The following is a 13134-nucleotide window of genomic DNA, read 5'->3' as shown; positions in this document are numbered from 1 at the left end:
TCTCCGGGGGTTTAGCATCCTGTTCTCGGCGCGGACAAAATGTCCGCTTTGCGGTCATTGTACCATAATTTCCACTAGATGGAAACTGCCGGTTTTAGTTTCTTATTTCTGGCAGAGAGCTGGAACACGGACGGGCATTATGCAGGGAGACTGGAGAGAAGCTGGAAGGCAAAAAGCAAAAAGAGCGCCTGTGCGGCATACGGGCAGGTTCGCTTCAAACCTGCCCGTATGCTGTACGGCGCGCTCTCTTCATAACAGAATCTGTATAGAACCATCTGCTTATAGGAATGGGGACGGTCTAACCGTCTAAGCCTACTTTCCCTCAGCTACAATCAGCTCCTCCCCGTAGGGAAGGGTTTTGATCCAGTCGCAGAAGGTGTGCCACTCAGCCAGCTTGTGATCCTTTCTCGCATAGTAAATATTGATCAGTGTCTCATAGTTAAAGGAGCAGGTTCTCATCTGGTTATAGCTTGAAGGCAGAAGCTGGATCAGATCGTACCAGTCCTCCTTGCTCTTCGTCTCCAGGTATCTTAGCCGTGTTTCCTCCAGCTTGTCCACGACGGTCTGCATAAATGCCTTTGCCCCGTCTGTCATGTGATCACAGCTGAAGTCATCCATAGTAAACTGCCTGCTGTGGATTTTATGCATGGTGCTGCAGGAATTGGCTACAGTGGCAATTTTGTAGGTGTCATATTCCTTCCACCAGTAGAGAGGTGCAGTGATATCCACGGAAACGAAAATCTGGCGCACAAACTTGCGGTGATCGCTTCCGGCTTTTCTGAGCCGTTTTGCCAGGTCCAGGTCATTGGGTCCTAAAATATAGGCTCCATTTTCGTCGTAGTAGCTGTCGGAACGGTTCCAGCTGTTCATGGGGTTTCTGGCGCCGCGGATCGCGTTTTCCAGGTTCATCACACTGGTTCTTTCTAATTGAATCATAGGGATTTCCTCATTTCTTTTCTTCTTGCTGTATGTTAAATGGCTGTGAAAGTATTATACCTGTCCGGCGGGCAGAATGCAATGACAATTAAACGCCCGCGCCGGCACCTCAGTACTGGGACTGCAGGATGCAAAAGCCCATGCTGCAGGCAGCAGACAGGGCCTTACTATGCCCGGCTCGTCCAAACGCTCTGGGCTGTCAGAAGGGCAGGCAGATTTTGTGCAGTTCCTTCTGATTATACCTGAAAAGGAAGGCGGAGTAAACATCAGAACGCCTTGCCTGCCCGCGTCCTTCTGTGCTATACTACGAAAACGCAGGAGGCTGCCTGCCTGGCCCTGATGGAGGGCTCTGCATTCGGCCTTCAGTGAAAGCAGTCCTGACTGCAGTTTCAGAGAAAGGCGCAGGGCAGGAGGAAAAATCCGGGAAAGGTGGATAAGGAAATGAAAATTATAGATGTGACAGGCGTTGGAGAAGGAGCGGTTTTCCTCCTGAGGGGGAAAGCCAATATTCTTTTTGAGGCGGGGATGGCCTACGCCGCTGACGCCATGATAAAGAAAATCAGGGAGGAGCTTGACGGGCAGGAGCTGGACGCAGTGCTCCTGTCCCACTCCCATTACGATCATGTGGCAGGGCTTCCCGCTGTCCGCAGAGAGTGGCCGGGGGTGAAGGTGTATGCGTCAGAGCGGGCAAAGGAAATTCTTGTAAAGCCGGGCGCTCTGGAAACCATCCGCAGGCTCAGCAGAGAGGCAGCAGAGGCCTCGGGGCTTTCCTGGGACAGTGAGTATGACGACAGGGATCTTAAGGTGGACATTGCCTTAAAGGACGGGGAAACGGCAGATATCAGAGGGGATCAGGTGTATGCCTTTGAAACGATCGGACATACGAAATGTTCCCTGTCCTATGTGGTGAACAAAGAGGTGATGCTCTGCAGCGAAACAGTGGGAGTCATGAACCGGAAAAAGGAATACATGCCCAGCTTTCTCGTGGACTACAGGGGAGTGGAAGAGTCCATCCGCCGCTCTGAGAAGATACCGGTCAGGGAGATTATCCTGAACCATTACGGTCTGGTGGATGAGGAAGATATGCCGGGTATCTGGGACTTTTTGTTAGAGACTGCCAGGGAGAGCCGTGATACGATGATCCGGATTATGAACGAGACAGATACGGATGAGGAAGCCCTGCAGGAGATGGAGAGGGTATTCCACGGCAAGGTAGATAAAAAAGAACAGCCTGACGAAGCGTTTTTTATCAACGCGGCCAGCATGATGAGAACGCTGAGGCGGCAGTACCCGGAGCTCCTGAAATAAAATTAAGAGGCACAGACGGGAGAGAAGTGAGACGTACAGAATGCCGCCGTTCGGTGAGGCTTCGGCATACCCTGTGAAGGCAGGAAAATCCAGAAAACAGGAAAAGCGGAAAGGAGAAAAAGATGCAGTTAATAGCAGCAGTCGATAAAAACTGGGCCATTGGAAGAAAGGGGCAGATGTTAGTGACCATTCCGGCCGATCAGAAACTGTTTCGGCAGGAAACCATCGGAAAGGTAGTGGTTATGGGGAGAAAGACTCTTGCGGCGCTCCCGGGAGGCAGGCCGTTAGACAGCAGGACAAATATTGTGCTCACAAGAGATCCGTCTCTCTCCGTAAAAGGAGCCACTGCAGTTCACAGCGTGGAGGAGGCTCTTGAAAAGCTGTCCGTGTACAGGGACGAGGATATCTTTATTATCGGGGGACAGAGTATCTATGAGCAGTTTCTGCCCTACTGCGGGGTGGCTCATATTACCTTTATTGATTATGAGTATCACGCGGATACCTATATGGTGAACCTGGACAAAGAGGGCTGGCGCGTAACGGATGTAAGCGATGAGCAGACCTACTTTGACCTGTGCTATGAATTCCGCAGGTATGTGAGAACAGATAAATAGAGGAAGAGGAGGGAACAGGGGTCGAATATCCACATGGCTGGCTGAATATATTTCTGGTAAAAAAACGGTTCCATGCACCGGCGCATCTTGTAAAAAATTTGCCCCGCTTTTTGAAAAGAGGCACTGGGAGAGGCAGAAAAGAGCCCTGAAACAGGGGAATTCAGGCAGAAAACGATCTGGCATGAAGGTTGCTTGATAAGTAGGTGCCGGCGCAGAAAACTGTTTTAGGAGGAGATATGTATGGCCAATGAGGGAAAAGCGGAAAAAAGAAGAGAAAATTCTAATACGGAGATTCTGAAGACCGGGGAACAGCCGTTTCGGCCTTCCCTTGCGGCTTCGCTGATTATTGTGGGATATCTGATTATTTCCATGGCAGCCGCAATTTTTTACCTGGATCAAAAGCTCCACGTCACGATGCTGACAGCCTTTGGGGTGGCTGTGCTGGTGCTGACGATTGAGAAATGTCCCTACTCAAAAGTGGAGGAGGCGATCCTTGAGGGCAGTAAGCTGGCAGTTCCGACGATTCTGATTCTGTACAGCATCGGATGTCTGATGGGCGCGTGGATCGCCAGCGGGACGGTGCCGATGATTATTTACTGGGGGCTTAAACTGATTAATCCATCCATCTTTCTGGTGACAGCCTGTCTGGCCTGTGTGATTACCTCCCTGGCCACGGGAAGTTCCTGGTCAACCATTGGAACGGTAGGCGTGGCGCTGATAGGCGTCGGAATGGGACTCGAGATCAATCCGGCTATGACCGCCGGCGCAATTGTGAGCGGAGCGGCTTTCGGAGATAAAATGTCTCCGCTTTCCGACACGACCAACGTGGCTCCGGCTGTGGCAGAGGGAGATCTGTTTGACCACATCAAGGCCATGGTCTACACAGCAGGTCCTGGAATCGTGATTGCCCTGGTTGCATTTTTTGTTCTGGGAATGAAGCACGGCGGAAGCGCAGACACAGAAACGGTGAGCGCGATTCTGGCAGCTCTGGAAAGCCAGTTCCATCTGAATATTATCACCCTGATTCCGCCGGTTCTGGTTATTGCCCTTGCAGTGATGAAAAAACCTGCCCTTCCCACTCTGCTGATTTCCGGTATTGTGGCGGCTGCCATTGCGATTTTCATGCAGGGCGAAACACTTCCTTCCATTGCCAATATTATGGAAAACGGCTATGTGTCGGAGACAGGCTTTGCAGATATTGACTCGCTTCTGTCGAGAGGCGGCCTGTTCAGCATGAACTATACTTCAAGCCTTACGATCATCGTAATGGTATACGGTTCGCTTTTGGAGAAGCTGGGCGTGCTGGAGGTTGTTTTAGAGAAGCTGAAGGTTCTTACCAGAACCGTGGGAAGCCTGGTCTGCACTACAGTTGTTACAGCTATACTGGTCAACCTGATTACTGCCAGCCAGTACATGTCCATCGTTCTGCCGGGAAGAATGTTTGTATCAGAATATAAGAAGAAAGATATGCTTCCCCAGACGCTTTCAAGGACACTGGAGGATTCAGGAACAGTAACCTCTCTTCTGATTCCTTGGAATCTCTGCGGTTCCTTCGCATCTACAACGCTGGGAGTCTCCTGTATAGCATATCTCCCATTTTCCGTATTCAACTGGATTGTCCCGATTATCGCAATTATCTACGGATTTACGGGAAAATTCCAGTGGAAGACAGGGGAGATACCGAGCAGAAAAACGTACAGACCCATAGAGAAATCAGAATAGAGCAGAAAGGCTGTCAGAATCTGGTATGGAAGATTAACCATTTGTGGACATGAATAGGAAAACGGTGGTATAATTGTGATAATTTGAAGCGATAATTTGCCCGCGCAGGACACGGACAGAGGGAAAACTGAAAACAGAGCTTTCCTCTGTCCGGTCTGTGCTGTTCAGGGCGGCAGGAAGAGAAGAAGAATAAAGGGGTGTGGTTATATGTTCAGCCAGTATGTACAGCAGGCACTCGGAATGCATGAGAACACGGACGCGGTTCTGATCTGTGACCGCAAGGGATACATAGAGTATGCGAAATGGAAAAATGACGCCTTTTTCTATCCCAAGGAAGTGGTGGGAAAGCATATTCTGGACGTATATCCGCAGATGGACAGCAGGGAAAGCACGATTATGCAGGTGCTGCGGACCGGGCATCCCAGTTTTGAGGTGGAGCAGAAAATCCTCACCTGGAAGAATGAGCTGGTTCACTGCCTGAGCACAACGCTTCCTATCGAGGTGAACGGTGTGATCATCGGGGCGCTGTGCGCCTCGGTCCACTACTCGGAGAAGGCGAAGGCTCTGCCGGGCAGGAGGGGAAAATACTACTGCCTGGAGGATATTATCACAGAAGATTCCCAGATGGAGGAGCTGAAAGAGCGGATCCGCCATGTTGCGAGGAATAATTCCACAGTTCTTATTATGGGTGAGACAGGGACAGGAAAAGAGCTGGTAGCCCAGTCTCTCCACACGTGCAGCGACCGGGCGGATAAGCCCTTTATCTCCCAGAACTGCGCCGCCATTCCGGCCAATCTTCTGGAGGGGATCTTTTTCGGGACGGAAAAGGGCAGCTACACCGGCGCCGAAACCAGAAAGGGTCTGTTTGAGCTGGCGGACGGGGGCACTCTGTTTCTCGACGAGATCAATTCCATGGAACTGTCCATGCAGGCAAAGCTTTTAAAGGTTCTGGAGGAAAAAAAGGCGCGCAGGCTTGGAGGATACCGTGAGATTCCGTTTAATGTCCGGATCATCTGCGCCATGAATGAGGATCCGGCGGAGGTCATGCGAGCGGGGCGGCTCAGGGAGGACCTGTACTACCGGATTGGCGTAGTGAAGCTCAGGATACCGCCTCTCAGGGAGCGGAGAGGGGATATTATGGTTCTGGCGGAACACTTTATCGAAAAATATAATCAGGAGATGGGGATGCACATTCACGGGATCAGTGAGCTGACGAAAAATGCCTTTCTGAACTATGAGTGGAGGGGGAATATCCGGGAGCTGAAAAATACGATTGAAAGCGCTTTCAACACGGCTCAGAACGGGATCATCACCATGAAAGACATTCCAGAACTGGTTCAGGTAAGCACGGAAAATGATATGTTTAAGACTCCCAACACAATTTCCGTCCCAACTGCCGGCTCCCTCAAGGAGATGATGGATGAGTACGAAAAGCAGATTATCTCTGAAACGCTGAAACGCTCCAAAACGATGGCTGAGGCAGCGGAGAAACTGAAAATATCGAGGCAGAATCTCCGGTACAAGATGAAGTGCTACCAGCTGGAACACAGCTGAAAACGGGAAAGCCCGGCCGCAGGGGAAAAGCGCAGCGGCGGTATAAAATATAAAAGCGGAATAACGGGAATGAATATCGGTTTCCCTGCAGGCCATTCTGGCCCTGTCAGGGGACCTTTTTTTATTTAACAGGAAACTTCGTTCCCTGTTAAATAAAAACGCTCCGCGGAGATCGCACTGCGGCGGAAAGACTAACTATTAAAAGTCAAGTCTAAAATGAAGACTTTTGAATGAATTGCGGGAACGCATTTCATAGATCGTTGTACCTTGAAAATCGCACGACAAACAGAGCATCGGATATCGGTGCTCTAAAAGAGTGTTATAGGGCAGAAAAAGTTATGCCGTTTTTATGTAAGGTTTGCCGGATTTTTCCATTGCGTAAATTAACCGTACAAGTTTCTTTGCGGCGTGGGTGATGGCGACGTTGTAGTGTTTCCCTTCAGAAATCTTCTTCTGAAGGTATGCACCGAAAGTTTCATCCCATTGGCAGACGTATTTGGTGGCATTGATCAGAGCAAAACGTAAATAGCGCGATCCCCGTTTCTCCATGTGGGAATAAGAGGATTCCATCTGCCCGGATTGATAGGTAGATGGAGAAGCTCCGGCATATGCCAGGATCTTATCCGGCGAATCAAAGCGGGAGAAATCTCCAATCTCTGCCAGGATCATGGCGCCCATGCGGTAGCCTATTCCTGGAATGGTCAGGATGGGAGAATGGATTTCATCCATGATCCGTTTGATTTCGGATTCAATTTCTGAGATTTCGGAATCCAGTTCACCAATTAGCCGGAGTGTGTGCTTTAATTCCAGAGATTTGGCAGGCATGTTGGAACCGATGGAGGCTCTGGCAGCATTCCGTATTTCAATCGCTTTCTCCCGGCTGTAACGGCCTTTTGAAGCGTTTTCCAACCGCTTCGTCAGGTGTGTCAAATGGCAGGAGGCAATCGTTCCGGCAGAAGGAAACTCGGAAAGAAGGGCGTAGATAGAAGCGATATGAAGCGAAGGAACAAGTTTTTCCAATTCTGGAAAGAGAATGGTAACAAGCCTGGAAACAGACTGTCTAAGCTGAGCGCGTTCCTGAACCTTACGAAAACGATAACGGGTGAGTGACTTTAACTCCTCGTTATGGTATGATGTATCTGAGTAGGACTTCAGGTTCACGTCAGACATGAGCATCAAAGCAATGGTTCGGGCATCAACCTTATCTGTTTTCGTCTTTCTAAGGCTGAGACTTTTTCTGTAAAGATTTGTGTGGAGCGGATTGATAACGAAGGTGTGGAGACCTTTGTCAATAAGATAACCGAGCAGGTTGTAAGAGTAGTGTCCAGTGGCCTCCAGTCCTACTTTTATATTGGACACATCTGAAGAAGAGGATTGAATCCTGGAAAAAAGAACATCAAATCCATCCCGGTTATTCTGAATGGTAAAAACCGGAAAAAGGACTTTGCCATCTGAATTGGTGATAAAGCAGTCATGCTTATCCTTAGCGACATCAATTCCAACGTAGATCATAAGAACACTCCTTAGTAATAGATTTAGATACTGTTTAGGACCACAGAGCTCTCTGCGCTTGTAACCTCGTTCTAAATCAACCGTCATGCGGTATCTAACTGATTAACAACGATACAAAGAGACTGTGGTTGGAGCCTTTCCGTAACCATCAAGTGGTAGGAAAATGAAACCAATCCACAGTATCTCCAAACAGTATAGCATACAGACCTTGGAGAGGGTCTATAAACACTACTACTATATAATACGAGGAAAATGTCGCTTTCGCGACCCGCCGCAGGCGGAGAATCCTGCAAAGCAGGATTCTTTCTTATCCTTCTGCGCCTTTTTCCGGTCTTTTTCCATCCTTCTGGCAGGAACAGAATTTTTACAGCCGGGAAAAAATTTGCGTGTCCGCTCTCCGGCCCGGCCCGGCCTGCTCCGTGAAAGCAGAGGCGAAGAGAGGAGGGAAAAGCCGCTGGATACAGATAATTACAGGGGATTTTGGCTGTTTCCCGGGAAATTTAAAAATTCTTCTCCATTTTCAAATACTGGCATGAAATCTGCTTTTTATATTTTGCAAAGGCAGAAAAAAGCTTATGAGGGCAGAATACAGTCCCCAGAACAGGAAAGGAGAATGTGAATGAAGCGCTATCAGGAATTAGAGGGAAAGAGGGTAATCATCACAGGAGGAGCCAGCGGCATCGGCCAGGCCACGGCACGGCGGTTTATTGAGGAAGGCGCCAAAGTGGTAATCTTTGATGTAAGCGACGAAGCCCTTGAGAGGGCGAAGGGGGAGCTTCCAGGGCTGGCCGGAGCTGTGAAGGTAGACGTAAGCAGCGAGGAGAGTGTAAAGGATGGATTCCGGGCGGCGGACTGCCTGATCGGCGGCGTGGATGTGCTGATCTCCAATGCAGGAATCAGCATCAGGAAACTGTTCCGCGACACAGATTTTGCCCAGTGGAAAAAAGTTATGGGGGTCAACCTGGACGGTATGTATCTGTGCGCCAAGGAAGCGGTTCTCAGGATGGAGCCTCAGCAGTCCGGCGTGATTCTTTTCACGGCCTCCACCAATGGAATGGAAGGGCATCCCTTCTACGCAGACTACAACGCGTCAAAGGCTGCCGTGATCCTTTTAGGAAGAACGCTGGCTCTGGAATGCGCGCCGTGGCTGCGGGTTAATTCCATCTGCCCGGGCTATGTGCTCACGCCGATGCAGAAGGCAGAGTACACAGAGGAAATGCTTGAGAAGGTAAATGAGGGGATCCCCATGAAGCGCCACGCTGCGCCGGAGGAGGTGGCAGCTCTGTTTGCCTTCCTCGCTTCAGACGAGGCAAAATACATTACAGGGCAGCATATTCCGATTGACGGAGGAGAGACAGCATAGGCTGCGCTTCAGGGTGACTCGGAAGGCAGAGAGGGTTTTGGCGAAAAGGTGAAAAGAAGACGGAAAGCCGGCTGATTAAGAATGGGGAGGCGAGCGAAATGATTCAGATTTATAAGAATGGAAATGTATTTACAGCGAAGGAAGGATTTGAACGCTGCCAGGCCTTTGCAGTGGAAAACGGAAGGTTTGTAAAGACAGGCACCGATGAGGAGGTGCTGGCGGAGTTTCAGGGGAGAGAGAAGGAGACAGAGGTCATCGATCTGGAAGGAAAAATGGTGGTGCCGGGATTCAACGACAGCCATATCCATCTTCTCAACTATGCCTACTCCCTCACAAAACTGCATCTGGAGGGGCTGAACAGCGTGGATGAGATTGTGGAGGCGGGAATCCGCTATATCCAGGAGAAGAAGATTCCGGCCGGCCAGTGGGTCATCGGTTGCGGATGGAACCACTATTTTTTCCCGGAGCCCCGCTTTTTGAACCGTCATGATCTGGACCGCATTTCCACTGAGCATCCGATTTTATTTACCCGCGTCTGCGAGCACACGGTGGCAGTCAATACGAAGGCCCTGGAGGTGCTGGGAATCGGAAAAGACACGGCGGATCCGGAAGGAGGGGAGATTGTCCGGGATGAGGAGGGAGAGCCTCTTGGAATCCTTCGGGAGACAGCCCGCTACCTGGCCTATGAAAAACAGCCTGCAAAGAGCGTGGAGGAGATTAAGGAGCTGCTTGTGCGCGCCATGGATGAGGCCGCGGCAGTGGGAATCACCTCTGTTCAGAGCGACGACTTTGAAACCTTCTCGGACAAGGACTGGAGAAAGGTGGTAAAGGCCTACAAAGAGCTTGAGGCAGAGGGCAGAATGAAGGTGCGCGTATATGAGCAGTGCCTTCTGCCGGATCTCTCCCGGTTCCAGGAATTCTTAGATGAGGGGTACCGCACCGGAACAGGGGATGAGTGGTTCAAAATCGGGCCTCTGAAGCTTTTGACTGACGGCTCCATCGGTCCCCGCTCCGCATTTCTGTCAGAGCCCTACGCAGACGACCCGGAGAGCAGGGGAATTGCCGTGTTCACCCAGGAGGAACTGAACGAGAGGATCCTTTTGGCTCACAGAAACGGGATGCAGACAGCCTGCCACGGTATCGGGGACGCTGCTATGCGGATGATTCTGACGGCGTGTGAGAATGCGCAGAAAGAGGCGCCCAGGGAGGATGCCCGCCATGGAATCGTCCATGTCCAGTTTGCAGCGCCCGATATTTTTGAGAGGATGAAAAAGGGCGGAATTATCGGCTACGTACAGCCAGTGTTTGTGCAGTCAGATATGCACTGCGCTGAGGAGCGGGTGGGAAAGGAAAGGCTGAAATATTCCTACCGGTTCCACAGCATGAAACAGATGGGGATTCACACTTCCCTGTCCTCCGACTGCCCGATCGAGTCCATTAACCCGATTGACGGCATCTATGTGGCGGTGACGAGACAGGATTACAATGGATTCCCGGAAGGCGGATGGTACCCAGAGGAAAAAATGAGCGCGGAGGAGGCAATCAGAGGTTATACGGCAGACAGCGCTTACTCTCAGTTCGAGGAAAAGGAAAAAGGGACGATAGAGGAAGGAAAGTATGCTGATTTTGCAGTCCTGTCCCATGATCTGACCAAGATTGAGCCAGAGCGGATCCGGGAGGTAAAGGTTGTGATGACTGTGGCAGGCGGAGTGAGAACCGCGTAAATTTTCCCGCTATACTTGCCGGCGGCGCGGGAGTGGAGTAAAATATCGATCAGAAAGAGAAAACAGAAAAAGAGAAGAAAAAAGAGGAATCAGAAAGCAGGAGAGAAGATTGGAGAAAAACAGCAGTCAGAGACAGCTGCATCTGCGGAGAGGAGCGGGAACCGTGAATGAATTTATCCAGGGACTGATTATGGGGCTTGCCTATTCGGCGCCTATCGGAATGCAGAATCTGTTTGTGATCAATACAGCCATTGGCAGTACACGCCGCCGCGCTCTATTTACAGCAGCCGCTGTGATCTGCTTTGATGTGGCTCTGATACTGTCCTGCTTTTTTGGAGCAGGGGCTGTTATGCAGCGGTTTGAAGGGCTGAGGATGGCTGTCCTGCTGGCAGGCAGCCTGATCGTTATCTGGCTGGGGGCGGGACTTCTGAGGGAAAAGGTGAGCGGTGCCCAGGCAGAAAACATACCGCCTCTGCCTGGGTGGAAGGTGATTTCCACCGCCTTCGTCGTCACATGGCTTAACCCTCAGGCTCTGATCGACGGCACCCTCATGCTGGGAGCATTCAGGGCGGCGCTTGCGCCCTCCGGGGCAGCCTCCTTTATAACCGGGGCAGTCTGCGCCTCAGCCCTGTGGTTTACGGTTCTGTCCCTGACCGTATCTGCGCTCGGAAGCCGGATCAGTGACAGGGTACTGCGCATAATCAACCTGGTCTGCGGCCTGGTTATGACAGTCTACGGCGTAAAGCTGCTCTGGAGCTTTCTGGGGGCAGCAGGGATAGGGCTCTAGCGGGATTTAAGCTCCTCCATCAGCTCGTAAACTCTTTTCTGTGTAAGCTCAGCGGCCTCTGTGTTGGCTGCAAGGGGTTTCATGGTTCCGCCCTCATACTCTGCGCCTGCTGCCCGGACAGCTTCTTCCTTTTCTTTAATCCATTCCCTCTGTCTGACAGTGAGCTGTTCCATTTCAGACTCGGTTTTTACTTTGCCGAGGGCGTCCCAGAGCTGATTCAGGGCAAAATCCCACAGACTGTAGAGATTCATGGAGGTTTCATTCAGCTCTGCCTGGTCGAGGGAGGCGTCTGTCCGGAGTTTCTCTTCCAGCTGGGCTCCCTGTTTTGCAGTATCGGAAATCAGAGTATCCATGCGCTCAATCAAATCATAGCTTCTGAAGCCGTACTGATGATTTTCATTCTCCAGCGCAAAGAAGGGGAGGGCGGTCTCGGAAGTCCCGGAAGGGTCGAAGTATCCAATCCATCCTCTGAATTCCTGGGAAAGCTCCTCCAGGGGCGTGCCGGGCAGGCGGATCAGGATTCGGCCAGGCTCTTCCAGGCCGCCTGCGCTGGTGTACAGGCGGCGGACGCCATCCAGGATTTCTTCTGTCCCGGGCTCCTTCTCATAATCGATGGCTGCGATTTCCGTGGAATAGGTATACGCATCAATTCTTTCAGGCTCTGTAAGCTGCCCGCTGAATTCAGACTGGTAGACTGTCCCGTTGGGGTATGTATCGCCAAAGTCTCCCATATCGCTGTCCAGGTATTCTCCGGAAAAGCTGCCGTCAGGGCGGATGACAAGGGAAGTGCTCCAGGCTCCCGCGCCGCTTGAAAAGGTGAACTCCAGTCCTCTCAGATCGGCGAAGGACAGAGCTCTCTCTTCAGAATTTTCTCTGTCGGAGAAGTTCACATCAGAGGCTTCCGACTTATCTGCATCAGCCGTTTCAGGCAGTTCAGACTCCGACGTGGTTTCCGGGAGACGTTCTGGAAGGTGATCTGAATCAGAAATCTCAGAAGCTGCCTCTGTACCCGAGGGCAGAGAAGGCTCCAGGCCGTCCGTCTGACTTCTGCACCCTACCAGAATGAGGGCCATCCCCGCTGCAAAAACACAGATTTTCATTTTTCTTCTCTTTTTCAATGTAAGCTCCTCCTAAAACTGTTCTGCTGTGTATCTATTCTGATGAAATTATAGAGCCGGCTCACCTGTTTTTCAAGCCTGTCATCCTTATATTTTCCTGTCATCCGCCGTATGTTCCCGATTAAAAGTCCGCATCATCTGAAAAGATTTTTAATGGGCTGGAAGCAGACTGCATTCCTGCGGCCGGCTGTAAAACTTGCAGAGTAAAAAACGGGGAAGATTTACCAGTAAAATTTTACTTCCTGCTGCCTTGAAAAGCAGATTTTCATCCGTCAAACCGCCAGAAAAAACAGGGGTTCTGACGGGAAAATGTGTAATAAATTACAAAAATGTATCGAAAAAGAGAGCTAAAAATTCCAAACAATAGAAATATCAGACAAAAGAATCTGAATTCATACGCTTTTAACCATGAATTTTCCTCTTGTTTTGCTTGTCAGAACCATAAAGGAATGATAAAATAGATGGAAAGTGAATTTTATCGCTGTAAAGAACAGGA

At 50.6% G+C, this 13134-nt stretch carries 10 protein-coding genes; 7 read left to right on the top strand and 3 right to left on the bottom strand.

From position 1 onward, the window contains the following. Positions 1 to 312: 312 nt before the first annotated feature. Positions 313 to 936, bottom strand: a complete 624-nt coding sequence (locus LK436_RS13525; protein WP_008395036.1) for a hypothetical protein — start codon at positions 934 to 936, stop codon at positions 313 to 315. 441 nt (positions 937 to 1377) lie between these two features. Between LK436_RS13525 and LK436_RS13520 the strand changes: the two genes are divergently transcribed. From LK436_RS13520 to LK436_RS13505, 4 genes are all read left to right on the top strand, one after another. After that, positions 1378 to 2244, top strand: coding sequence for an MBL fold metallo-hydrolase (locus tag LK436_RS13520; protein WP_021966935.1), 867 nt, complete (start codon positions 1378 to 1380; stop codon positions 2242 to 2244). A 122-nt stretch (positions 2245 to 2366) separates the two neighbouring features. Beyond that, positions 2367 to 2858 (top strand): dihydrofolate reductase, encoded by a 492-nt coding sequence (locus tag LK436_RS13515; RefSeq protein ID WP_008395039.1) that lies wholly within the window; start codon positions 2367 to 2369, stop codon positions 2856 to 2858. Between the two features lie 240 nt (positions 2859 to 3098). Further along, positions 3099 to 4580, top strand: a complete 1482-nt coding sequence (nhaC, locus tag LK436_RS13510) for a Na+/H+ antiporter NhaC (protein ID WP_008395040.1) — start codon at positions 3099 to 3101, stop codon at positions 4578 to 4580. A 240-nt stretch (positions 4581 to 4820) separates the two neighbouring features. Beyond that, positions 4821 to 6134 carry a sigma-54 interaction domain-containing protein gene (locus LK436_RS13505; protein WP_227910075.1) on the top strand — a complete coding sequence of 438 codons (1314 nt, stop codon included), beginning with the start codon at positions 4821 to 4823 and terminating at the stop codon, positions 6132 to 6134. 336 nt (positions 6135 to 6470) lie between these two features. On the opposite strand, the gene LK436_RS13500 is transcribed toward LK436_RS13505, so the two are convergent. Continuing rightward, on the bottom strand, positions 6471 to 7646 hold the full coding sequence (locus LK436_RS13500; RefSeq protein WP_044930339.1) for an IS110 family transposase: 1176 nt from the start codon (positions 7644 to 7646) through the stop codon (positions 6471 to 6473). 619 nt (positions 7647 to 8265) lie between these two features. Here LK436_RS13500 and LK436_RS13495 point away from each other — a divergent pair. The 3 genes from LK436_RS13495 (at position 8266) to LK436_RS13485 (ending at position 11520) form a co-directional block, all read left to right on the top strand. Further along, entirely contained in the window at positions 8266 to 9009 is a 744-nt protein-coding gene (locus LK436_RS13495) for an SDR family NAD(P)-dependent oxidoreductase (RefSeq protein WP_008395045.1), read from the top strand. Between the two features lie 98 nt (positions 9010 to 9107). Next, a complete protein-coding gene (locus tag LK436_RS13490; protein WP_008395046.1) occupies positions 9108 to 10733 on the top strand; it encodes an amidohydrolase in 1626 nt (541 codons plus the stop codon). A 163-nt stretch (positions 10734 to 10896) separates the two neighbouring features. Then, a complete protein-coding gene (locus LK436_RS13485) occupies positions 10897 to 11520 on the top strand; it encodes a LysE/ArgO family amino acid transporter (RefSeq protein ID WP_008395048.1) in 624 nt (207 codons plus the stop codon). On the opposite strand, the gene LK436_RS13480 is transcribed toward LK436_RS13485, so the two are convergent. Continuing rightward, positions 11517 to 12638: a lysozyme inhibitor LprI family protein gene (locus LK436_RS13480; RefSeq protein ID WP_049931750.1), complete on the bottom strand. Its 1122-nt coding sequence runs from the start codon at positions 12636 to 12638 to the stop codon at positions 11517 to 11519. The two genes, LK436_RS13485 and LK436_RS13480, sit on opposite strands and share 4 nt — an antisense overlap. Positions 12639 to 13134: the final 496 nt, after the last annotated feature.

It is taken from the genome of Clostridium sp. M62/1 (genome assembly GCF_020736365.1).
Taxonomy (GTDB): domain Bacteria; phylum Bacillota; class Clostridia; order Lachnospirales; family Lachnospiraceae; genus Otoolea; species Otoolea saccharolyticum_A.
The sequence above is the reverse complement of the archived record's forward strand: the minus strand, read 5'-3'. Positions and strand labels throughout refer to the sequence as shown.